This window comes from Staphylococcus edaphicus (genome assembly GCF_002614725.1).
GTDB lineage: Bacteria > Bacillota > Bacilli > Staphylococcales > Staphylococcaceae > Staphylococcus > Staphylococcus edaphicus.
Genome location: NZ_MRZN01000016.1, coordinates 37939 through 61958, shown reverse-complemented (window position 1 = coordinate 61958; position 24020 = coordinate 37939). Strand labels below are relative to the sequence as shown.

Here is a 24020-nt window from a genome sequence, read left to right as displayed (position 1 = left end):
CAAAAGTAGGGGTGATCGGATTGAAGTCAAATGATACATTACGACGAAGCATGCCCGTTTTCCCTATGAGTGTTGTAACCAAATTAAGCGAATTGACTGCCAGACAAATTCGTTATTATGAAACACATGAACTGATTAAGCCACAACGATCAGAAGGTAACAAAAGACTTTTTTCATTAAATGATTTAGAACGCTTGTTAGAGATTAAGAAATTAATTGAAAAAGGGTTCAATATTAAAGGCATCAAACAAATTATTAAAAATGAACAAGATCACCTTACTGATGATGAACAAGAAACTAGAAAACAAATGATAGTTGAAGCTACACAGAAACCACAACGAGAAGCAATTCCAATAAACCGTGGAGACTTATCACGATTTATTAAATAAAAATATGGGGGACATATACAATGCCAAAACGTTCATTTACAAAAGAAGATATTCATAAGTTTGCTAAAGAGGAAAACGTAAGGTACTTACGATTACAATTTACAGATATACTAGGCGTTATTAAAAATGTTGAAGTACCAGTAAGTCAGTTAGAAAAAGTATTAGATAATGAAATGATGTTCGATGGATCTTCAATTGAAGGTTTCGTACGTATTGAAGAATCTGATATGTATTTATATCCTGATTTAGATACGTGGGTTATTTTCCCATGGACTGCTGGACAAGGAAAAGTTGCGCGTCTTATTTGTGATATATACAAAACAGATGGTACGCCATTCGAAGGTGACCCGCGTGCTAACTTGAAGCGTGTCTTAAATGATATGAAAGAATTAGGCTTCTCTGAGTTAAACTTAGGACCTGAGCCAGAATTCTTCTTATTCAAATTAGATGAAAAAGGTGAACCAACATTAGAATTAAATGATGACGGTGGATACTTTGACCTTGCACCAACTGATTTAGGTGAAAATTGTCGTCGTGATATTGTATTAGAATTAGAAGATATGGGCTTTGATATTGAAGCAAGTCACCATGAAGTTGCACCTGGACAACATGAGATTGATTTCAAGTATGCGGATGCAATTACTGCATGTGATAATATCCAAACATTTAAACTAGTTGTTAAAACAATTGCGCGTCAACATAATCTACATGCAACATTTATGCCAAAACCATTATTTGGTGTTAATGGTAGCGGTATGCACTTTAATATGTCATTATTCAAAGGTAAAGAGAATGCTTTCTTTGATCCAGACGGTGATATGCAAATGACTAGAGATGCTTTCCACTTTGTAGCAGGTATCTTAAAAAATGCACGTGGATTTACAGGGGTATGTAATCCATTAGTTAACTCATATAAACGACTTGTTCCGGGTTATGAAGCACCATGTTATATTGCGTGGAGCGGTAAAAACCGTTCACCATTAATCCGTGTACCGTCATCACGTGGATTATCAACACGTGTTGAGGTACGTTCTGTAGATCCAGCTGCCAATCCATACTTAGCATTAGCAGCCATCTTACAAGCCGGATTAGACGGAATTAAAAATAAACTTGAAGTTCCAGAACCAGTGAACCAAAATATCTATGAAATGAATCGTGAAGAACGTGAAGCGGTTGGTATTCAAGATTTACCTTCAACATTATATACTGCAATTAAAGCAATGAAAGACAATGAACCAATTAAACAAGCACTTGGTAACCACATCTATAACCAGTTCATTAATTCTAAATCTATTGAGTGGGATTACTATAGAACACAAGTATCTGAATGGGAAAGAGAACAGTACATCAAGCAATACTAGGTGCTAAACAAAAGGGATAAATACGAGGTATATAAGCAATCTGAGTCATTCTAATTGAATGATTTGGGTTGCTTTTTTGCACCCATTTATAATTTTTAATGCTTTTGGGTGCAAACTGGTAAAAATGTTTGCTTCATTATGGATGTAACACTGATAGCAACAGAGGGCTATTGCAATTGAAAGCTCAAGAGCTGTAAGTTTTATAAGAAAAGCAATAGATATTAGAAATGTCTTTGCTAAGTTGATAATTACTTAAAACATGTAAGTTAGCAGAATTTAATAGAGTGTACAAAATTGTTATTTCTAATTACATCATAATTAGAAAAATAAAATAGTAATTATTTATGTAAAAATTTGTGTACTATTTGCACACATAGTATAATGTATTTAATAAAGTATACTCATCATAAGGGGATGGAATCATGGAAGAAATCAAATTAAAAACATTAAAAGCACTATCGTTAAATGAACTCGAACAAGAGATTAATAGCTTTTTAAAAACAGACGAAGTATCGGGCTATAAATTATTGAATTCTACTGTTCGTGAGGTTGAAGAGCGAACATTTTCTGCAAATGAGCAAGAATTTCATGCATTTTTAACATTTACCAAAGAGGTCTAAACTAAATTTTAATTTAAAGTACTGTGTAGAAAGCATCATCACTTTCTACACGGTACTTTTTTGCTTTAATTTCAAAACAACAAACTATAATAATATTATGTCAACTTTAAGGAAGTTTTATAATCTTTTAATCTATTCATGACATTTGTCATATAAATAATGAAACTGCCACTAATTTATAATGGCAGTTTAACTAACTATTTTTTATTTTTCGTTGTAATGGCTTGGATTATATAAATTATAAAACCAATTAGAACACCTAATAAGACTGCTAATACTGCAGAAACCATTAGAGGTAATTGAAATTGATATTGTAATGTTAAACCTACAATGATAGCAATCACAACAGCGACAAGTGTTATCATATTTTCTTTGAAAATGCTCAAATTGTTCACTCCTATTCACAAACATTATAGCATCAGACTGTGCTATAAATAAAGCATTGGATTTATCACCTAAACTTAGCACTAGTGGTTGAATGAAATTAAATTGTATAGCGCTTATAATCAACACAGCAATTTAAAAATTATTCAGACATGCACTTTAACTAGCTAATCAAAATGTCTATAGCTATCATATGCCATTAATTAATCAGTTTTTAGTGAGGGTAGTTGGCAATTCAAATTCTGTAACAATGCTACATGTTAAGATAATAGATAATTTAAATGTCGGTGTACATTATCATCTTGACGGTTAGTTCATTTTTCTATATGATAACTTGGACAATTTAAAAGAAGTAGGTGCAACAGTGAATTCTAAAAAAACAGTGACTAGTATAATCGTTATCGTAGTGATATTGGGTGTATTAGCTTTTCAATATGTTAATCAAACAGGACCATTTCAAAATAATGCGGTAGATACGTCTTCTGCACCTCAAAATACTGAAAAAGTCCACGTGACACGTGTTGTAGACGGCGATACTTTAGTTGCTCAAAACGGGCGTAATGAACAATTAAAAGTTAGACTTATCGGAGTTGATACACCTGAAACAGTTAAGCCGAATACACCGGTACAACCGTATGGAAAAGAAGCTTCTGATTATACAAAAGCGCAATTGACTAACAAGGATGTATACTTAGAATATGATAAAGAAAAAGAAGATCGATATGGTAGAACGTTGGCCTATGTTTGGATCGGTGAAAAGACTATGTTCAATGAACAGTTAGTCAAAAAAGGGTTAGCGAGAGAAAAATATTATTCGCCTAATGGTAAATATAGAGATGTTTTTGAAAAGGCAGAAGACATAGCAAAAGAAAAACACGTCAACATTTGGAGTTAAAGTCTAATTTTGGAACAAATAAAAGCTGTAAGTAAACCCTTTCAGGTGATACTTACAGCTTTATTGATTTTGACTTAATATGATAAATTAGTAAAAACGTGCTACTAATTTATCATATTGTTCTTTAGATAATGCATAATCTGATGTTTGAATCGTATCTCCTATAATTTGTTGTAATGAAGACTTAGAAGAAACAGTTTCAACATAATCCCCTCTAGTTGACGGACCATCGATAATATTCACACTGCCATCAGTGAAATATACTAGGCCTATATTCTTGATTTGTTGGTTTAGTTTTTCGTGAATTTTCGCTTCTAATGCTTGTGTATTGATAGATGCTTGCTCAAAAGGATCATAATTATAAAAGTCATATATTACTGAATTATTTTTAATGCGTTCAATGAATGTATATGTTGTTGAACGTGTTGATTGAAACTGGCTATGGAATTGATTTGCAATATAACGTCCCACTGTTTGATCTGTAGAATCATTTAAACTTGATTCATTGCTAGTTGTTGTATCAGCAGTAAAATGGTAAAAAGTTTTTTGCTTCCAATTTTTAACATTGATATTAAAAATACCTTTTTCTGTAATCACTACATAGTCGAAAGTTCTTGCATATTCAAAAAGTGGATGTTTTACTGCTAAGTTGCCAGTAGCGATAATATCAAAATATTGAAGGACACCTTCATTTTGATAATGGTTTAAGATGCCAGTTAAATCTTGCTTAGCTTTTCGTAAACCATGGTGATGTGTATCATTGTTTGAATCAATATCCAACATTTGATTTTTTAAATGTGTATTCTCACGGGTTACTGTGCTAATTTTTGTAACTAATTGATCTTTCGAATATATTTCAGTATCAAGTTTATTTTGCATCACTCGATGATCAATAATTATAATGACAATTAATAGTATTATAATTACAATTAATATTAACGGGAAAAACATGTGTATCATCCTAATCTTATTTAATTTTTTATTTAATCTTATTTTACGCTTTTATTTAACTTAGCACAAATTCTATAATTCTAAAATATTTAGCTGAACCAAATTATTTAAACACAGTGTTTAATAATGATGGCGTGCTTATTTGATATCAAATCATACAATATTATAAATACTTAAAAAGTATAATGAAATGAGTATGATTCGAATCTGTAAATCGTTATAATGGATAATGCACAATATAACTTAAGGAAGACGGTGAAACGTGATTTGAGCTCTATAAAAAAATACTTTGAACAAGTTACAAAATCAATCCAATGGGATGATATTATTGCTTTTGACAATCACCCATTTGCCTATAAAATTATAGATGAACTTTATAAGTCAAATACTAAGGTTTCAGTCATCAGTTATTCTACTGATATTATTAGATATGTATCAAAATCTACAGACTTTAATATTATCATCCCTAATGCTTTGGTTGATAGTGCAAGTCACATGCTACTGGGTAATGGTGTTGTAGAAACATTTTCTAAATATCAAATTCGCTTTTACTTTGTCTCTGCACCTTTTATGAATAAAGATACATTATATCAAACTGCACCTGCCGTTGCAGAAATACAAAATACACTCAAGGATTGTGCGCATAATGTGTTACTTATGAATAGACCAGATCCTATTATTGAAGATGATGAGCAATACATAGAAATTGGCGAATTTTAAAAGTATTTGTGCTTTATTTCACATTTTTGTGTTTAATGCATTGAAAAATGAACCTACAAATTATATAATATGTATTATTGGAAACGCTTACTTTAAAAGGGGGTGCACTTTTGGATAATAAAAAAGTGAAAAATATTGTAAAAACTTTAAATGAAAAAGTACCTAATTTATTTAAATTTAATGGCGAGGTTGCCAAACAATTATTTTTGCATGATGAATTTAATCTAAATGATAAAGTTGATATTAGTGTTGAAAGAAAATTTTTGGGTGAAGTCTTAAAGTATATACCCAAAGAAAATCGTACTGTACTACATGACACTGTCCAAGCATCATCAGAGTATAGTGAATTAAATTTTGAAAATATTAGCCATGTAGAAATATTTGATGATGAAAAATTGATTATGACTATCATCGTGTATGATGTTGAAGATGAAGAATGGATGTTTAGATGGAATCACAATATTCGCTTGCCAGAAAAGAATATTTATTTTCATTCTATTAAGTGGGATGTCGATTATATTAAGCCAGAAATTGTATTAATGTATGAATTATTGGATCCTATAGATTATCATCAATTACCAAATTATAGAAGTGTTATAGATTCATTAAGTTATTATCAATTTGTAATTCTACGATTAGTGGTAGGCGATGAAAGAATTAATCAAGCTCTTATATCAGAGAAAAAAGCTATATAAAGTCCTTCAAATCATTGGAAAGTTTAAAAAGCTGAAGCTATGACTTTGAAGGATTTTTATTTAGTCTATTTTAAGGAAAGCGTAAGGTTTCATAATGTTTAGTGTAGAGGATTTAAGATTTATGAATTAATCAATAAACCTATAAAATAGCTTTAACGATTATTATGATTGGCCTACGTAATAGTTCACTATAATTTTATACACTTACCATTATAACAATATTCATAAGTTGATTTAACTGCTTGTTCGGCATCAGAAACGTGGATACCAAACATCATAGAGATTTCAGAAGCACCTTGGTTCATCATTTTTAAATTAATTTTAGATTCAGCTAAGGCATGTGTAATAGTATTAGCTGTTCCAGTAATTCTATGCATACCTTCACCAACGACCATTAAAATTGCTAAGTCATGTTCGACACTTAATTCATCAACATCACAGTGATTACGAATATCATTGAGTACATGTTCTTCTATATTTTGAATTTCTTTTGAACGCATAATGAGGCTGATGCTATCAATACCTGATGGCATATGGTCAAAAGAAATGTGATAATCTTCTAGGACTGCTAAAATTTTCCTCGTAAAACCAACTTGTCTATTCATTAAATATTTTTTAATATTTAAAACTGTAAACCCTTTATCACAGCTAATACCACTAACAATATTATTAGAATTTATTTCTCTATCATGACGAATATAAGTACCAATATCATTTGGTCTATTTGTATTTTTAATTACGACAGGGATTCTATCTTTGTGCAATGGTTGCAGGGCTTCATCATGAAATACGCCAAATCCCGCATAGGATAGCTCACGCATTTCTCGATATGTGATTTCATCAATAACTTCTGGTTTTTTTACTATAGTAGGGTTTGCTCTAAATATACCAGAAACATCTGTGAAATTTTCATATAAATCAGCACGTATTCCTCTAGCCACAATGGCACCAGTGATATCAGAGCCACCTCTGGGGAAGGTTACTACATAATTTTGACGTGAAACGCCGAAGAAACCCGGGATAATCAGTTTTTCCTCATATTCACGTAATTTATACAAATTTTCATAAGATTGTTCTAAAATTTGTGCATTTTGAGGTAAATCAGTGACCAGGATACCTGCTTCTCCAGGAGAGAGATAGCGTGTTGGAATACCTTGACTATTATTATATTCAGCAATTAATTGGGCATTAAAATTTTCGCCACAAGAAAGTAATGCATCTAATAAACGGGAAGGTTTATTCTTTAATTTAGCGATATACGATTCAAGTGTTTCGTCAATTAAAGACAATAAATGACGATTCATGTTTAATTCGACAATGATATCTGCATATCTTTGAATGATCTCTTCTTTTTTGGCAATGTAATCTAATCCATCAATAACTTTTTCATATAAACGAATCAGTAGGTCTGTAGTTTTTACATCTTCACTGTGACGTTTACCCGGTGCGGATACGATGATAATTTTCCGATTAGCATCTGAATTTACAATATTTAATACTTTTTTGATCTGTTCTGCATTGGATACAGAACTTCCTCCAAATTTCGCTACTTTCATTATGAAAACCAACCTTTCTAAAAAATCAGAAAATTTTGTTTAGTTTTTATCACGGGAGTGATAGTATAGATATACGATTAAATATTGAACCTTTACAAAAATAATGAATGAATTTATACTATACCATATTCAAGTATTTTTCAACTGTACAATTGTATTTTTAAGAAGAACAATCGGAGGAATGAATTTATGAGAGAATTAAATGTAGCCTTGCTTGGCTTAGGAACTGTAGGTTCTGGTGTAGTTAAAATTATTGAAGAAAATAGAGAACAAATAAAAGAAACTATGAATAAAGATATTAATATTCGACACATTTTAGTTAGAGATACATCAAGACCTAGACCAATAAATGTGTCGAGTTATCATTTAACTGAAAATATAGATGACATTTTAAACGATGATTCAATTGATATTATTGTTGAGGTCATGGGCGGTATTGAACCAACAGTAGATTGGTTGAAACGTGCATTAAGTCAAAAAAAACATGTCGTAACGGCAAATAAAGATTTATTAGCGGTTCATTTAAATGTTTTAGAAGATTTAGCTCAAGAAAATGATGTAGCACTGAAATATGAAGCGAGTGTTGCTGGTGGTATACCTATTGTTAATGCAATTAATAATGGATTAAATGCAAACAATATTAGTAAATTTATGGGCATATTGAATGGTACGTCTAATTTTATTTTAAGTAAAATGACGAAAGAAGGGTCTACTTTTGAAGATGCTTTAGATGAAGCGCAAAAATTAGGTTTTGCTGAAGCTGATCCTACAGATGATGTTGAAGGTATAGATGCAGCTAGAAAAGTAGTCATTACCTCTTATTTATCATTTAACCGAGTTATAAATTTGAATGATGTAGATAGACATGGTATCAGTGATGTAGCGTCTGAAGATATTCAAGTTGCAGATAAGCTAGGTTATAAAATTAAGTTGATAGGTAAAGGCACATACGAAAACGGACAAGTACAGGCTTCCGTAGCTCCTACGCTTGTTAATAATGCGCATCAACTTGCTTCTGTGGAAGATGAATATAACGCCATTTATGTCATTGGTGACGCAGTTGGAGAAACAATGTTTTATGGTAAAGGTGCCGGGAGTTTAGCTACTGGTAGTGCAGTAGTAAGTGATTTATTAAATGTTACATTAAATTTCGAGACGAACTTGCACACATTACCACCTCATTTCGAATTAAAAACTGAAAAAACAAAAGAAATGATGGATGAATCAGAAACAATTTCATTAAAAAACAAAGAAAGTTACTATGTAGTTATTCAAACTGACGGTGAAGAAGTAAATAAAGTTGAGACTTCGCTTAAAGGTCAGTTACCATTTCATAAATCATTAGCTGTAACTGAACGAGATGCACATACGATAGGTGCCGTAATTATAGGTATAGATGAAAATCCAGAATCGTCTATCACAGAATCTGGATACATTGTTAAGAAAATTTATCCAGTAGAAGGAGTTTAATCACTATGAAAAATTGGCAAGGGTTAGTTGAAGAATTTAAGACATATTTACCTGTAAATAAAGCAACACCTGCACTTACATTAAATGAAGGACATACACCTTTGATTTATTGTGCAAATATGTCTGAGAAATTAGGTATTGAATTACATGTTAAATATGAAGGTGCAAATCCAACAGGTTCTTTCAAAGACAGAGGTATGGTTATGGCAATGGCTAAAGCCAAAGAAGAAGGAAAGAAAATAGTGATTTGTGCGTCAACCGGGAACACTTCGGCATCTGCAGCTGCCTATGCTGCTAGGGCTGGTCTGAAGGCAATCGTGGTTATTCCTGAAGGTAAGATTGCCTTAGGTAAATTATCACAAGCTGTTATGTACGGTGCAGAAATTGTATCAATTGAAGGCAATTTTGACGAGGCATTAGAAATCGTGCAAGAGGTAGCGAAAAATGGAGAAATTGCATTAGTAAATTCAGTCAACCCTTATCGACTAGAAGGGCAAAAAACAGCTGCATTTGAAGTTATTCAACAACTAGGTGGTTCTGCACCAGACATCCTCTCTATACCGGTTGGTAATGCCGGTAACATTTCTGCATATTGGAAAGGCTTTAAAGAATATAGTGAAAAAAATGGTACGCAATTACCAAATATGTATGGCTTTCAAGCTGAAGGTGCAGCACCAATTGTTCAAAATAAAATTGTGAAGCACCCTGATACAGTGGCAACAGCAATCAGAATCGGTAATCCGGCAAGTTGGGATAAGGCTACAAATGCTCTTGAAGCGTCTAATGGTCATATCGATAGCGTAACAGATGAAGAAATTTTGGAAGCATATCAGTTAATGGCACGTAATGAAGGCGTGTTTAGTGAGCCGGCAAGTAATGCTTCGATTGCTGGTTTGATTAAATTACATCGCGCTGGTCAATTACCACAAGGAAAAAAAGTCGTTGCAGTACTAACAGGTAATGGACTTAAAGATCCTGATACTGCTATTTCACTATTAGATAATCCAATTAAACCATTACCAAATGATAGACAGAGTATTTTAGATTACATCAAAGGGGCACTATAGAATGAAAGAAGTGTTACATTTAAAAATTCCGGCATCTACAGCTAATTTAGGTGTCGGATTTGATTCTATCGGTATGGCATTAAATAAATTTCTATATTTAGATGTCACTGTGAATGAAGAGGCAAAATGGTCATTTAATCATATAGGACCTAACGTTGATGGTTTGCCTACGGATAACAATCATTATATTTATCAAATAGCTCAAAAAGTTGCGTTGAAGTATGATGTAAACTTACCTCCATTAGAGATTTCTATGAGAAGTGAAATTCCATTGGCTAGGGGTCTTGGATCTTCAGCGTCTGCTTTAGTTGGTGCGCTCTACATCGCGAATTATTTTGGAGATATTGAATTATCTAAATATGAGTTGTTACAGCTTGCAACAGAATTTGAAGGTCATCCTGATAATGTAGCACCTACAATATATGGCGGACTAGTACTCGGCTATTATAATTCTGATACTAAAGTAACAGATGTTTCATATATCGATACACCAAGGGTCGATATAATCATTACGATACCTTCTTATGAATTAAAAACTAGTGACTCTAGAAATGCTTTACCTGACACATTTTCACATGAAAAAGCAGTTCAAAATAGTGCGATTAGTAACACGATGATTAGTGCATTAATACAACATAATTATGAGTTGGCAGGAAAGATGATGGAACAAGATGGGTTTCACGAACCCTATAGACAACATTTGATCCCAGAATTTCAAACGATTAAAGGCATTGCAAAACAACATCTAGCATATGCAACAGTAATCAGTGGTGCGGGTCCAACTGTATTGACGTTAATAGCACAAGAAAGAAGCGGTGAGTTAGTGCGTACACTCAAACGTGAGTTTAAACATTGTAGATCGGAACTCGTCACGATCAATGAAACGGGTGTGAGATCTAAAGTATTGTATCAACGTTAATAATCTGTTGTAATATAGAGTGAAGACGTTGAAGGGAGATTCACAACATGAGTAAGTTTAAAATGATTGTAATGGATATGGACGACACATTGATGAATAATGAAAATCAAGTGAGTTCTGAAACAGCATCTTATTTAATAGATATACAACAACAAGGCTATAAAGTTGTTTTAGCATCGGGTAGACCAACTGAAGGTATGTTGCCAACAGCTAAAAAATTACAACTCGACAGCTATCATAGTTACGTAATAAGCTACAATGGTGGAAAAACAATTAATGTAAACTCAGAAACTGTAGAAGAAAGTCGTACAGTTTCTAAGGAGAATTTTAATTTGATTGTAGACTATTGTCGCAAACATAATCTCTTTGTATTAACTTATAAAGATGGTTATATAGTTTATGAAGGCGAGCACGAGTACATGGATATAGAATCAGAATTAACTGGATTACCTATGAAGCGTGTAAATGATTTAAAAGAATTCATTCAAGACAGTGTCCCTAAAGTAATGGGCGTAGATTATGTATCAACGATTACAGAATTAAATTCACAATTAGCTGGTCATTTTAATGAAGAGATCGATGTTACTACGAGTAAACCTTATTTCTTAGAATTCATGGCACGAGGCGTGTCAAAAGGAAATGCAGTTACAGCGTTATGCAAAAAATTAAGCATAGCATTATCAGAAGTGGTTGCATTTGGAGATAGCTCAAATGATATTTCTATGTTACAAGTGGTAGGTCATGCTGTAGCTATGGGTAATGGCAATGATAATGTAAAAGCAGTAGCTGATGAAATCACGTTAAGCAATGCTGAAAATGGTATACCTTATACATTGAAATCATTATTGAAATAATCATATAGAAGTATGATGTTATCTATGCGTGGCTAATCGATAAGCAATTTAAGTAATTTGATGATTAATAGAAGGATAAAGCTGTTAAATGACTATACAATTTTATAATATTTATATATCAAAAAGACTGGCCAGTGAACCAGTCTTTTTGATATGCAATTATAACATATCGTATATGGTAAACGTATGTAGGATATGCTTTAGGGTAGATAATGATTACAGAGGGAAGAAACACAATAATTTATTTGCGTCTTTGCTTATTTTTATATGCTAAATGTAAATCATGTGCAAATGCTATTAAAGGTCTAGCAGTCATTTGGATACTTCCAACTACGAAAAATACTGTGCCAGTAAACATAGTATCATTATTAAAAAACAAAAAACTTCCAATTAAAAAAATAATACCTATTACTACATCATTGAGTTGATATAAAGCTTTATATATCATGGTAACCATCTCGCTAGAAGGTGAATTTTCAAAATTTAAGTCTACATGCTTACTTTGTTTTAGTATTTTCATAATGTTTGTGCTCCTTAGTGTATGTTATTTATATGAATCCCTATTGTTTTATAAAATAAACAGCTGTATTAAACTTTAGTGATACAAGATTGTATTGTATCACTAAGCGGTTATAAAGTATTATAAAAGCCGGAAAACAATAGTTTCCGGCTTTTGTGATAGGTCGATGTACGTAACAACCTACAATTTTGTTTATTTTGATGTATGCGTCCAGTCTTTTTTGCCACGGTGTCGTTTAACATGTGCATAAACGTGATCAGCAGCATAATCTAAGTTGGTATAAACAGTAATAGAAAATGCAGATTGACCTTCCTCAAATGCTTCTTCTGCAAATAAACTTTTAAGATGGTCGAAAAGACTTTCCATTTGATCATGCTTTAAACTACTATACTCTCTTAATGTACGTTTAAGTAAGCGACCATTTTTGTCTTCAAGTGATTGTACAACTATTACGAACCGTTCTTCTGTTTCTAAAATATCGTCAAATAGGTTTGTTTGTCCAACCATAGTTTCCACCTCTAAATTACATAATTGTTAAACTCATTATACTATAATTTAAGTTAACTGAAAATAATAGAATCCTATTCAATAACTGCAGTGATACAATTTATATAAATCAAGTAAGGAAATGAATAGGATTGAAACCTCACATAATCATCTACTAACAATATTGAAGAGGCTAGGACGAATTAATATTGTCCTAGCCTCTGTGTTTGTTTTGAGTGTAACCCATGATGAAAAATAATTATTAATCGTGGGATTTTATTATTTGAAATCGTGTTTTGCTAAATCTATATCCTTTAATTTAACAATCTTAGTTTTTCTAATGAATTTATGCCCAAGATAGATTAAAGCTAAAATAATCATTGGCGAGATATTGCGGAATAATGCACTAATATCACCTGAAAGTGCTGCTCCCAATGAATTACCTACAAATAAAAACAATAGGGCTATAATTACAATGATGGGTCCAAATGGATAAAATGGTGCTTTATAAGGAAGGACTTCATTTGGATCCTTGTTTTGTTTTTTTATAGCAGAGCGTAATCTGATTTGAGCTAAAATACTAGATCCCCAAACTACAATTACAAGAGACCCAATAATATTTAATAAGGTAAATACAATGTCTGACTTGAATTGCGCAAGTATGATGATAAATAAAACAATTACAAATGTAGCGATTAGTGCAGTCATAGGCAATTTAGTTGTCTTATTTAACTTAGATAAGAATTTTGGTGCTTGTCTATCTTCTGCCATAGAGTACAGCATCCTGCTTGTAGTATAGATTCCAGAATTTGCGGCTGATAACAACGAAGTCAATATCACAGCATTAATAACTGAAGCAGCAAACGCAATGCCAACGCGATCAAAAACGATAGTGAACGGGCTTTGAGACACAGACTCATTTTTATTCAATAACATTGGATCTGTATAAGGTATAATAGCTGATATTACGGCGATTGATAATACGTAAAAGAGTAGGATTCTCCAAAATACTTGTTTAATCGCTTTTGGCATTGAGCGATCAGGGTTAGATGATTCACCTGCAGTAACAGCAACTACTTCAGTGCCACCAACTGAAAATCCTGCTACTAGGAGTACGCCAAGAAAACCTGAAACGCCACCAACGAAAGGTGCTTCACCCGTTGTGTAATTACTTAATCCGTAAGTCTTGCCACCCAATATACCAACGATGGTCAATACACCGATAACAATAAAAGCAATTATCGTTATAACTTTAATGAGTGACAACCAAAATTCTGTTTCTCCAAATGCTTTCACAGAAAATATATTTAATAAAAACAGTAAACATAAGAAAATAATGCTCCATGTTACTGGGCTAAAAAATTGAAAGGCATCCCAGTAATAAAGTACGCTGGAAGAAATAATAATATCAACACTCGTTACAAGCAACCATATTGCCCAGTACAGCCACCCCATAGTAAAGCCTAATGATTTATCTACAAACCGTGTAGAATAGGAACTAAACGATCCTGAAACAGGATAAAAAGTTGCTAACTCACCAATCGATGACATTAGGAAATACAACATAATTCCAATAATCAAATAAGCTAATATAGCGCCACCAGGTCCTGCTTGGGAAATGACATTCCCAGTTGCAACAAAAAGTCCAGTACCAATGGCACCACCAATTGCAATCATTGAAATATGACGAGAATTTAAACCGCGATTCATATTGTTTTGTGCCATAAAAAGTCTCCTATATTCGATTAAAATTTATATATTCCATTTTAATGCTTTTATGTAGTACAAGCAATGCTTTTTATTGCTAATAGTCACAAAATGTTTAAATATTTCGAAAATTGTCTATAAAATAGTATTCCAACATTTGCTTTTGCTTGCAGGATACATTAAAATAAATACTAGATAATAATAATTATTATCTAGATGATGTAAGGGGGAAAAATAATGAGCAATAATAAAAAATTGACAAGCCTATTTGGTGCGCCAGTCTCCGATAGAGAAAATAGTATGACAGCAGGTCCTAGAGGCCCATTAGTAATGCAAGATTGGTACTTTTTAGAACAAATGGCTCACTTCGATAGAGAAGTGATTCCAGAACGCCGTATGCACGCTAAAGGTTCAGGCGCATTTGGTACTTTTACGGTAACGAATGATATTACACAGTATACGTCAGCAAGTATTTTTTCAGAAGTAGGTAAACAAACTGAAATGTTTGCACGTTTCTCAACAGTAGCTGGTGAACGTGGTGCAGCAGATGCAGAACGTGATATCCGTGGTTTTGCGTTGAAATTCTATACAGATGAAGGTAATTGGGATCTAGTTGGTAATAATACGCCAGTATTCTTCTTTAGAGATCCAAAACTTTTTGCAAGTTTAAACCATGCAGTTAAACGTGATCCAAGAACAAATATGCGTAGTGCACAAAACAACTGGGACTTTTGGACATCGTTACCAGAAGCTTTACACCAAGTTACAATATTAATGTCAGATCGTGGTATTCCAAAAGGTTTTAGAAATATGCACGGATTCGGTTCGCATACGTATTCAATGTACAATGATAAAGGTGAACGTGTATGGGTAAAATTCCATCACAGAACACAACAAGGTATTGAGAATTTACAACCGGATGAAGCGGCTAATATTATTGCAAATGATAGAGAATCCTCACAACGTGATTTATTTGAAGCAATAGAAAACAAAGATTATCCAAAATGGAAGCTATATATTCAAGTTATGACTGAAGAACAAGCTAGAAATCATAAAGATAATCCTTTTGACTTAACAAAAGTTTGGTATAAAGGTGATTATCCATTAATAGAAGTTGGGGAATGGGAACTTAATCGTAACCCTGATAATTATTTCCAAGATGTAGAACAAGCTGCTTTCGCGCCAACAAATATTGTACCTGGTATTGATTTTTCACCGGATAGAATGTTACAAGGTCGTTTATTCTCGTATGGTGATGCACAACGCTATAGATTAGGCGTCAATCATTGGCAAATTCCAGTAAACCAACCTAAAGGTGTAGGTATAGAAAATATTTGTCCGTTTAGTAGAGATGGTCAAATGAGAATTTTAGATAACAACCAAGGTGGTAGTACACATTATTATCCAAATAGTACTGGTGCATTTGAAGATCAACCTGAATTCAAAAAACCAGGGTTAAAAGTTGAAGGCGAAGCATATGAATATGACTTCAGAGAAGACGACGATAATTACTTTGAACAACCAGGTCGATTATTTAGATTGCAATCTAAAGAACAACAAGAACGTATTTTTGAAAATACTGCTAATGAAATGCAAGGCACAACATTAGAAGTACAACATCGTCATATTCGTCATTGTTATAAAGCTGATAGTGAATACGGAAAAGGCGTAGCTAAAGCATTAGGTATTGATATTAATGATGTGGATCTCGAAGTGAAAGATTAATCAATCGTGATTCAAGATAGAGCGTATTATTATTATTTTAATGAAGCTAATTGTTAAAGGAGGGGGACAGAAATCTGATTTTATTAAAATGATTTCGTCGTCCGCCCCTGTAAAGATGAATAGTGCTAAAAAATTAAAAACGATTACTTGAGCTTTGGCTCATGCATAAGTCCCACTTCTCAATTTATTGAGTTAGTGGGACTTTAAGGAGGTTAGGATGAATCAATGATGTCCTAGCCTTTTTAATATTTCAACATTAATCCAGAGTATGTAATTTTTTTAATGTTTCAGAGGGCACTTGTTTTTCGCTAACTTCTTCAAAGGTTTCAACATGCTTTCCTTTGTGGGGGACTCTTAAGTAACGGTTTGGTTGTAGTTTTTCTACTGCGGTGATAGTTAACTTGATAACATTTCCATTTTCATCAACGGCATCTTGTGTATATTCGACTCTATTATGCTCTAATAATTGGTCAGGTTTTCGTTTTGTAATAATATAAGCATCTTTTTCTTTAGTTAATGGATTTAGTTGGTCCATTAATTGAAGTGCTTCATTGTCACTATGTGAACTTTTTGTAGTATATATGGATAATGCAATCAAACCCAAAATGACAGTAAGACAGAAACAGATTAATGTAATTATAAATTTTTTCAAATAATTTCCTCTCCTTTATTAATTACTTATATTATAAATAGATTTAAATTATTAAAACAACGAACAAAAATGTTATATATTGTTAGATGATTTTAACGTTAAATAAATTATGAGAATAAGCTGATTAAAAATATTTGTGAAAGGCATAGTGGTAAAATATCTATTTAGTTAGATGCATTGTCAATATGTTTAACATGGACCTTTTTTACATAGATATTTGCATGATTTATATGTTTATAAATCATAGGCCAATATTTTTATTGTTATAAAATAGGGGGGAATGTCTGATAATGCTCAAGGGGAAAGCATGAAGCATAATTACTATATAAGGTGATACTTATGTAAAACATGAATAAAAAACACTGCCAGCAGAGTTCGTGACTTTGTTGGCAGTGTGAGCAATACCTTTAAAACTATCATGATATACATGTTACAAATAATGGCATTATAAATTTTAAATGTCGTATTTAAAAGGTAAGCATTGAATTTAATTATTTTGTTTCTCGATGTAAAGTATATTTATTTAATCTTGGACAAAACTTTTTAAGTTCAATTCGTTCAGGATGATTACGCTTATTTTTCGTAGAAATATAGTTACGATCGCCACATTCCGTACATGCTAATGTAATATTTATGCGCAAAGTTAACACCTCTTTCTTAATAGTAATGATTACGTTTTAAAATTTTAGCATATAAATAATGATTTTTCAATTATATTTTGTTTTGCTGAAGAGCAAACTTAAATAGGTTGTTTGAAAAGAAATTTGAAACTTTATTTATAAAAGTAATACTTTTAAGCATTGAATCGCTAGAAAATTATGTTATTATATAAAACGTAAACATTACGATTTATGAAAAGGAGCTAAAATATAAATGGCAAAAAAATCTAAAATAGCAAAAGAGCAAAAAAGAGAGCAGCTTGTTGCACATTATTATGAATTAAGAAAAGAATTAAAAGCAAAAGGAGATTATGAAGCGTTAAGAAAATTACCTAGAGATGCTTCTCCTACAAGATTAACACGTAGATGTAAAGTGACAGGTAGACCAAGAGGTGTTTATCGTAAATTTGAAATGTCACGTATTGCATTTAGAGAATATGCGCATAAAGGTCAAATTCCTGGCGTGAAAAAATCAAGTTGGTAATTTACGACTAAAGTCAGTTTACATTTGATATAAAACAATGTATATTATCTATTGGTAAAGATATGTAAAAAGTTATTGTTCGGAAAATTGATAAAACTATCTATTATTTCTATTAATAATGATTATAAACATCATGAAAATCTTACCATTATATAAATGTTTTATTAAAAATGTTAGGAGTTTGTTAAACTATGAAAATTTTTGATTACGAAGATATACAACTTATACCGAATAAATGTATTGTTAATAGCCGCTCAGAGTGTGATACAACAGTTCAGTTTGGACCGAGAAGTTTTAAACTACCAGTCGTGCCAGCTAATATGCAAACAGTAATGAATGAAGAATTAGCAGAATGGTTCGCAGAAAATGATTATTTCTATATTATGCATAGATTTGATGAAGAAGGTCGTATTCCTTTTACTAAAAAGATGCAAGAAAAAGGTCTGTTTGCTTCAATTTCAGTTGGTGTTAAGGAACGTGAATTTGGTTTTGTTGAAAAGTTGGCTGCTGAAAGTGTAATCCCAGATTATATTACAATTGATATAGCTCATGGCCATTCTGATTCAGTAATTAATATGATTAAACATATTAAAAAACACATTCCAGAAGTATTTGTTATCGCAGGTAATGTAGGTACGCCTGAAGGGGTGCGTGAATTAGAAAATGCTGGCGCGGATGCAACCAAAGTTGGTATTGGACCAGGAAGAGTATGTATCACTAAAATAAAAACAGGATTTGGTACGGGTGGATGGCAACTATCTGCTTTAAACCATTGCAGTAAAGCAGCTCGTAAACCTATTATTGCTGATGGTGGTATTAGAACGCATGGTGATATAGCGAAATCAATTCGTTTTGGAGCTTCTATGGTAATGGTCGGATCATTATTTGCAGCTCATGAAGAATCACCAGGAGAAACGGTTGAATTAGATGGCAAAATGTATAAAGAATATTTTGGTAGCGCATCTGAATTCCAAAAAGGTGAACACAAAAATGTTGAAGGTAAAAAAATGTTTGTAGAACATAAAGGATCACTATTTGACACACTAATTGAAATGCAACAAGATTTACAAAGTTCGATTTCTTATGCCGGTGGTAATGATTTAAAATCATTAAGAAAAGTAGATTATGTAATTGTTAGAAATTCAATTTTCAATGGTGACAGAGACTAAAAGTTATAGTGGGTGTTAAGTATCAGAAGATTTTTATTATATATAGTTATTTTCCTGATTATTGTATTAGTAGTTCCAATCAAAGAAACTGCACCTATGACTTCATTACAAAAACAATTACAATCAAGTGTAGATGGTTGGTCTTCAAATAAAACAGCAACTAATGATGCGTTGAAAGTACCTAACAAACAGGACTTTGCTGTAAATAATATTCAAATGAATATGGCAAAGCAAGACGTTGAACATAAACTTGGTAAAGCCAAACGTGTCACATCAAACGAATATGGAACGCAATGGTATACGTACCATTCTGATAATTATAGAGCATTTGTAATGGTAAGTTACATTGATGATAAAGTAAATGCGTTATATAGTAATCAAAATGTAATTTCTGCAAAATCTAAAATAAAATATGGTACGCCTAAGCAAATTGTACGAGATAGATTAGGTGAACCTATTAAAGAAAAGCAAAAAGGTAATGTGAAATTTGATGTGCAAGATGATGAATATGATAATTTTCATAAAGACCGTATTTATACAACAGCATTTTATGATAAACATGAGAACAATAATTTAACTGCTCTTTTACAAGTTAGCGATAAAATGGAAAGCCAACTACAACAACAGTATGGAGCGCCATCTGAAGGTTTAGCACAAAGCTTTGAATTACAAAACTATGATTTAGTTAATGCTGAAAGAGTTCAACACGATTTGAGTCCATTGACGTATTCATCTAGTATTTCAGATACTGCTAGAAAGCACAGCAAAGATATGGCAGATCATAACTATTTTGATCATAACAATTTATCTGGAGAATCTCCTTTTGACAGGTTAGAGGCAGATGGCCATGATTTTAATGCAGCTGGTGAGAACTTGGCATATGGTCAACCTAGTAGTATATACGCGCATCAAGGTTTGATGAATTCTTTGGGTCATAGAAAGAATATACTTAAAGAAGCATTTAGTACACTTGGTGTAGGTGTCGATTTTAATGACAATAGGCAACCTTATTGGACTGAAAACTATACAGGATAATGTTTGATAATTGTTGTTTACGGGTATGCTTAATTTGTGAGGATGACTAAGTTATGACAACAAATAAAAAAGAACATACAGAAGATATACTTGAAAAAGTAAAAGAAGTATTAGAGAAAAAGAGTAAGAAATAAGCGGATGCGCAATAGCGCACCCGCTTATTTCTTTGAGAGTGTCATTAATGGTATTACATAATAAGTTACATTTCTCTAAATAATCCAACAACTTTACCTAATACCGTAACTTGATCTAAGTAAATAGGATCCATTGTACTATTTTCTGGTTGTAAACGGTATTGAGTTTTTTCTTTAAAGAACCGTTTGACAGTAGCTTCATTTTCTTCTGTCATAGCAACAATGATATCGCCATTTTCAGCAATTGTTTGGCTTCTGACTATCACTTTGTCTCCATCTAAAATACCGGCTTCAATCATACTATCCCCAACTACATTCAGAATAAAAATATCACTGTTATGCGTAGACGTGAAATGTTCTGGTAAAGGAAAATATTCTTCAACATTTTCAACAGCAGTAATGGGTATACCAGCTGTAACTTTACCAATGACTGGAACATGAATTGTTTCTTCCATATTAACAGGTTCGCCTAACTGTTCGGTTACGATTTCGATTGCACGTGGTTTAGTAGGATCTCTTCTTATATAACCTTTTTCTTCTAATCTAGATAAGTGGCCATGAACTGTTGAACTAGATGCAAGACCAACAGCTTCGCCGATTTCCCTTACACTTGGAGGATATCCTTTTGAATGGACTGTCTGTTTTATATATTCAAAAATTTCATTTTGTCGTTTTGTTAACTCTCTCATAATAGGCACTCCCTAATTTAATTTAATCTAATTATAGCATGTGTTTATTCGTTTTACAAACGTTTGTTCGTTTCGGCCTTGACTTAGAACAAGTGTTCTGATAAAGTGTAGATACAAACAAACGTTCTAGGAGTGACAATAATGATGAAAATATATAAATCTCAAATAAAAGCTTATACAGTCGTATTGATTGCGACAATGATTCTGTGTGCACTGTTTATTTTAAGTGCATATAATAATGCGAATTCAGAACAAACGTACGAAATGACTGATCACCAAATGACGCAACACGTTTCAGATAGTAAACAAAATAGTACTAAACTGGATAGAACAAGCGAACAAGATGCTCAACCTGTTATAGCATCAGTGCATTAAGAATTTAAAATGCTAAATAGAAAAATTAGTAAACATGTTAATAGGGACTGGGATAAGGTGAGCGAAACAATTTAGTTTCGTTCATTTTTTTGTTATATTTTTTATATTAATAATTACGGAGGTTCAACATGTCTCAAAAAGATGGTGTAGATATAGAAAGAATAAACGAATTAGCAAAGAAGAAAAAAGAACAAGGTCTAACTGAAAAAGAAGCAAAGGAACAATCAAAGCTTAGAAAAGCATATTTAGAATCGTTCAGAAAGAACTTTAAACAACAAATCGAGAACACAAGAGTAATCGATCCTGAAGGTAATGATGTAACTCCAGATAAAGTAAAAAATATTTTAGATGCAAAAAATAAAGAAGATAAATAGAAATTCAATATTTTGTTAAATAGATAAGAAATAAGGTATAATGGAATAGAATCTTGTTAGAAGAAAGGAAGTCATTTAGATGAATAAAGAAAAAGATCAATTAGCCGTTGATACGATAAGAGCATTGAGTATCGATGCTGTTGAACAAGCCAATTCAGGACACCCTGGATTACCAATGGGTGCTGCTCCAATGGCATATACATTATGGACTCGCCATTTAAATTTTAACCCCCAATCAAAAAATTTCTTTGATAGAGATCGTTTTGTATTATCTGCCGGTCATGGTTCTGCTTTATTATATAGCTTATTACATGTATCTGGTAGTTTAGAATTAGAAGAGTTAAAACAATTTAGACAATGGGGTTCTAAAACACCTGGACACCCTGAATTCAAGCATACTGATGGTATAGAAGTCACTACTGGTCCACTTGGACAAGGTTTTGCGATGTCTGTTGGTATGGCGATGGCTGAAAAACACTTAGCGGGTAAATTTAATAAAGAAAACGCCAATGTTGTTGATCATTACACATATGTACTTGCTTCTGACGGTGACTTAATGGAAGGTATCTCACATGAAGCAGCTTCTTTAGCTGGTCATAATCAATTGGATAAATTAATTGTATTATACGATTCAAATGATATTTCATTAGACGGAGATTTGGATAAAGCTTTCTCTGAAGATGTTAAAGGTCGTTTTGAAGCCTATGGTTGGAAACACATTTTAGTAAAAGATGGTAACGATTTAGATGCAATTGATAAAGCGATTGAAGAAGCTAAATCTCAAGATGTACCAACAATTATTGAAGTGAAAACAATTATTGGTTTTGGAGCTCCAAACAAAGAAGGTTCTCATGGTGTGCATGGTGCGCCACTAGGAGAAGACGAAAGAAAACTAGCATTAGAAAACTATGGTCTAGATCCAGAAAAACGTTTTAACGTGCCAGATGAAGTTTACGAAATCTTCCAACAAAGTATGTTAAAACGTGCAAATGAAAAAGAAGCATCTTGGAACAAGCTTGTTGAAACATATAGTAAAGAATATCCTGAGCTTGCAGAAGAATTTAAACAAGCTATCAGTGGTAAATTACCAGTGGATTATAGTGAAGCATTGCCTCAGTTTGAAGCTGGTCATAGCGGTGCATCCCGTGCTGACTCAGGGGAAGTTATACAAGCATTAAGTAAAACAGTACCATCATTCTTTGGCGGTTCAGCAGACTTAGCTGGTTCAAATAAATCAAATGTTAAAGAGGCACCAGATTTCGACAAAACAACACCAGAAGGTAAAAATATTTGGTTCGGTGTACGTGAATTCGCAATGGGCGCTGCCGTAAATGGTATGGCGGCACATGGTGGATTACATCCTTATGGCGCAACATTCTTTGTATTTAGTGATTACTTAAAACCAGCATTGCGCTTATCATCAATCATGGGTCTAAATTCAACATTTATCTTTACACATGACTCTATTGCAGTTGGTGAAGATGGTCCAACTCACGAGCCAATTGAGCAATTAGCAGGTCTACGTGCAATCCCTAATATGAATGTGATTCGTCCAGCAGATGGTAACGAAACTCGCGTTGCATGGGAAGTTGCATTAGAATCAGAGGGTACACCTACTTCATTAGTATTGACACGTCAAAACCTTACTACTATGGATTTACCAAAAGAAACTGTAGAAGAAGGTGTACGTAAAGGTGCATATGTAGTATTCGAATCAGATAAAGAACCAGAATTCTTATTATTAGCGACTGGTTCTGAAGTTAACTTAGCTGTTGAAGCTGCAAAAGATTTAGAAGCCCAAGGCAAAGGTGTTCGTGTAGTTTCAATGCCAAACTGGAATGCGTTTGATAAGCAAACGGATGAATATAAAGCGTCAGTATTACCATCATCAATTACTAAACGTGTTGCTATTGAAATGGCATCACCACTTGGTTGGCACAAATATGTAGGTACTGAAGGTAAAGTCATTGGTATCGACGGATTTGGTGCTAGTGCTCCTGGCGACTTAGTAGTTGAAAAATATGGTTTCACTAAAGAAAATATATTAAATCAAATTCAAACATTTTAATTCATGTAAGTAATATTGATTTTATTGGTATGAGAGCGTATGCTCTTATACCAATTTTTATT

Annotated in this window: 26 protein-coding genes; 17 read left to right on the top strand and 9 right to left on the bottom strand. The window is 32.7% G+C overall.

The genetic code is table 11. The features are described from left to right. The first annotated feature begins 20 nt into the window (after window positions 1-20). The 3 genes from BTJ66_RS09850 to BTJ66_RS09840 all read left to right on the top strand — a co-directional run bounded on the left by BTJ66_RS09850 (window position 21) and on the right by BTJ66_RS09840 (window position 2370). A complete protein-coding gene (locus tag BTJ66_RS09850) occupies window positions 21-389 on the top strand; it encodes a MerR family transcriptional regulator (RefSeq protein WP_161940554.1) in 369 nt (122 codons plus the stop codon). Window positions 390-409: 20 nt separating this feature from the next. Next, a complete protein-coding gene (gene glnA, locus BTJ66_RS09845) occupies window positions 410-1750 on the top strand; it encodes a type I glutamate--ammonia ligase (protein ID WP_099090792.1) in 1341 nt (446 codons plus the stop codon). 422 nt (window positions 1751-2172) lie between these two features. Further along, window positions 2173-2370, top strand: coding sequence for a hypothetical protein (locus BTJ66_RS09840; protein WP_099090791.1), 198 nt, complete (start codon window positions 2173-2175; stop codon window positions 2368-2370). A 197-nt stretch (window positions 2371-2567) separates the two neighbouring features. Here BTJ66_RS09840 and BTJ66_RS09835 read toward each other — a convergent pair whose 3' ends face one another. Then, on the bottom strand, window positions 2568-2756 hold the full coding sequence (locus BTJ66_RS09835) for a hypothetical protein (protein ID WP_099090790.1): 189 nt from the start codon (window positions 2754-2756) through the stop codon (window positions 2568-2570). A 362-nt stretch (window positions 2757-3118) separates the two neighbouring features. On the opposite strand from BTJ66_RS09835, the gene nucI reads away from it, so the two are divergent. Continuing rightward, a complete protein-coding gene (gene nucI, locus BTJ66_RS09830; RefSeq protein ID WP_099090789.1) occupies window positions 3119-3649 on the top strand; it encodes a thermonuclease NucI in 531 nt (176 codons plus the stop codon). 87 nt (window positions 3650-3736) lie between these two features. Here nucI and BTJ66_RS09825 read toward each other — a convergent pair whose 3' ends face one another. Continuing rightward, complete coding sequence (locus tag BTJ66_RS09825) at window positions 3737-4600, bottom strand: NERD domain-containing protein (RefSeq protein ID WP_099090788.1); 864 nt, start codon at window positions 4598-4600, stop codon at window positions 3737-3739. Window positions 4601-4822: 222 nt separating this feature from the next. Here BTJ66_RS09825 and BTJ66_RS09820 point away from each other — a divergent pair, with 222 nt between their 5' ends. Together BTJ66_RS09820 and BTJ66_RS09815 are read left to right on the top strand one after the other, a co-directional pair. Beyond that, window positions 4823-5320, top strand: coding sequence for a hypothetical protein (locus BTJ66_RS09820; protein WP_238597626.1), 498 nt, complete (start codon window positions 4823-4825; stop codon window positions 5318-5320). 110 nt (window positions 5321-5430) lie between these two features. Beyond that, window positions 5431-6015 carry a hypothetical protein gene (locus BTJ66_RS09815; protein ID WP_099090787.1) on the top strand — a complete coding sequence of 195 codons (585 nt, stop codon included), beginning with the start codon at window positions 5431-5433 and terminating at the stop codon, window positions 6013-6015. A 188-nt stretch (window positions 6016-6203) separates the two neighbouring features. Here the strand turns inward: BTJ66_RS09815 and BTJ66_RS09810 are convergent, their stop codons facing one another. Beyond that, entirely contained in the window at window positions 6204-7571 is a 1368-nt protein-coding gene (locus BTJ66_RS09810; RefSeq protein ID WP_099090786.1) for an aspartate kinase, read from the bottom strand. Between the two features lie 189 nt (window positions 7572-7760). Here BTJ66_RS09810 and BTJ66_RS09805 point away from each other — a divergent pair, with 189 nt between their 5' ends. The 4 genes from BTJ66_RS09805 to BTJ66_RS09790 are packed head-to-tail and all read left to right on the top strand — an operon-like array spanning window position 7761 to window position 11881. Continuing rightward, a complete protein-coding gene (locus tag BTJ66_RS09805) occupies window positions 7761-9041 on the top strand; it encodes a homoserine dehydrogenase (protein WP_099090785.1) in 1281 nt (426 codons plus the stop codon). 5 nt (window positions 9042-9046) lie between these two features. Continuing rightward, window positions 9047-10108 (top strand): threonine synthase, encoded by a 1062-nt coding sequence (gene thrC, locus BTJ66_RS09800; protein WP_099090784.1) that lies wholly within the window; start codon window positions 9047-9049, stop codon window positions 10106-10108. Between the two features lies 1 nt (window position 10109). Next, window positions 10110-11027: a homoserine kinase gene (gene thrB / locus BTJ66_RS09795; RefSeq protein WP_099090783.1), complete on the top strand. Its 918-nt coding sequence runs from the start codon at window positions 10110-10112 to the stop codon at window positions 11025-11027. Window positions 11028-11074: 47 nt separating this feature from the next. After that, window positions 11075-11881 carry a Cof-type HAD-IIB family hydrolase gene (locus tag BTJ66_RS09790; RefSeq protein ID WP_099090782.1) on the top strand — a complete coding sequence of 269 codons (807 nt, stop codon included), beginning with the start codon at window positions 11075-11077 and terminating at the stop codon, window positions 11879-11881. A 241-nt stretch (window positions 11882-12122) separates the two neighbouring features. On the opposite strand, the gene BTJ66_RS09785 is transcribed toward BTJ66_RS09790, so the two are convergent. The 3 genes from BTJ66_RS09785 to BTJ66_RS09775 form a co-directional block, all read right to left on the bottom strand. Further along, entirely contained in the window at window positions 12123-12401 is a 279-nt protein-coding gene (locus tag BTJ66_RS09785) for a YrhK family protein (protein WP_099090781.1), read from the bottom strand. A 192-nt stretch (window positions 12402-12593) separates the two neighbouring features. Beyond that, window positions 12594-12908: a hypothetical protein gene (locus BTJ66_RS09780; protein WP_099090780.1), complete on the bottom strand. Its 315-nt coding sequence runs from the start codon at window positions 12906-12908 to the stop codon at window positions 12594-12596. 258 nt (window positions 12909-13166) lie between these two features. Continuing rightward, on the bottom strand, window positions 13167-14612 hold the full coding sequence (locus BTJ66_RS09775) for an amino acid permease (RefSeq protein WP_099090779.1): 1446 nt from the start codon (window positions 14610-14612) through the stop codon (window positions 13167-13169). Window positions 14613-14831: 219 nt separating this feature from the next. Here BTJ66_RS09775 and BTJ66_RS09770 point away from each other — a divergent pair, with 219 nt between their 5' ends. Beyond that, the gene (locus tag BTJ66_RS09770; protein ID WP_099090778.1) at window positions 14832-16319 is read left to right on the top strand and encodes a catalase; all 1488 of its coding nucleotides are present in this window, start codon (window positions 14832-14834) and stop codon (window positions 16317-16319) included. Window positions 16320-16575: 256 nt separating this feature from the next. Here BTJ66_RS09770 and BTJ66_RS09765 read toward each other — a convergent pair whose 3' ends face one another. Beyond that, a complete protein-coding gene (locus BTJ66_RS09765; RefSeq protein ID WP_238597627.1) occupies window positions 16576-16917 on the bottom strand; it encodes a YxeA family protein in 342 nt (113 codons plus the stop codon). A 545-nt stretch (window positions 16918-17462) separates the two neighbouring features. Next, complete coding sequence (gene rpmG / locus BTJ66_RS09760) at window positions 17463-17612, bottom strand: 50S ribosomal protein L33 (protein WP_099090776.1); 150 nt, start codon at window positions 17610-17612, stop codon at window positions 17463-17465. Window positions 17613-17844: 232 nt separating this feature from the next. On the opposite strand from rpmG, the gene rpsN reads away from it, so the two are divergent. From rpsN to BTJ66_RS09745, 3 genes are all read left to right on the top strand, one after another. Continuing rightward, complete coding sequence (gene rpsN, locus BTJ66_RS09755) at window positions 17845-18114, top strand: 30S ribosomal protein S14 (protein WP_099090775.1); 270 nt, start codon at window positions 17845-17847, stop codon at window positions 18112-18114. A gap of 191 nt (window positions 18115-18305) precedes the next feature. Beyond that, on the top strand, window positions 18306-19283 hold the full coding sequence (gene guaC / locus BTJ66_RS09750) for a GMP reductase (RefSeq protein WP_099090774.1): 978 nt from the start codon (window positions 18306-18308) through the stop codon (window positions 19281-19283). 12 nt (window positions 19284-19295) lie between these two features. Further along, window positions 19296-20318 (top strand): CAP domain-containing protein, encoded by a 1023-nt coding sequence (locus BTJ66_RS09745; protein ID WP_099090773.1) that lies wholly within the window; start codon window positions 19296-19298, stop codon window positions 20316-20318. 199 nt (window positions 20319-20517) lie between these two features. Here BTJ66_RS09745 and lexA read toward each other — a convergent pair whose 3' ends face one another. Further along, complete coding sequence (lexA, locus tag BTJ66_RS09740) at window positions 20518-21141, bottom strand: transcriptional repressor LexA (protein WP_099090772.1); 624 nt, start codon at window positions 21139-21141, stop codon at window positions 20518-20520. Window positions 21142-21282: 141 nt separating this feature from the next. Here lexA and sosA point away from each other — a divergent pair, with 141 nt between their 5' ends. The 3 genes from sosA to tkt all read left to right on the top strand — a co-directional run bounded on the left by sosA (window position 21283) and on the right by tkt (window position 23958). Beyond that, the gene (gene sosA / locus BTJ66_RS09735) at window positions 21283-21516 is read left to right on the top strand and encodes a DNA damage-induced cell division inhibitor SosA (protein ID WP_099090771.1); all 234 of its coding nucleotides are present in this window, start codon (window positions 21283-21285) and stop codon (window positions 21514-21516) included. Window positions 21517-21644: 128 nt separating this feature from the next. Beyond that, complete coding sequence (locus BTJ66_RS09730) at window positions 21645-21890, top strand: DUF896 domain-containing protein (RefSeq protein ID WP_099090770.1); 246 nt, start codon at window positions 21645-21647, stop codon at window positions 21888-21890. Between the two features lie 79 nt (window positions 21891-21969). Then, a complete protein-coding gene (gene tkt, locus BTJ66_RS09725) occupies window positions 21970-23958 on the top strand; it encodes a transketolase (RefSeq protein ID WP_099090769.1) in 1989 nt (662 codons plus the stop codon). Window positions 23959-24020 lie beyond the last annotated feature (62 nt).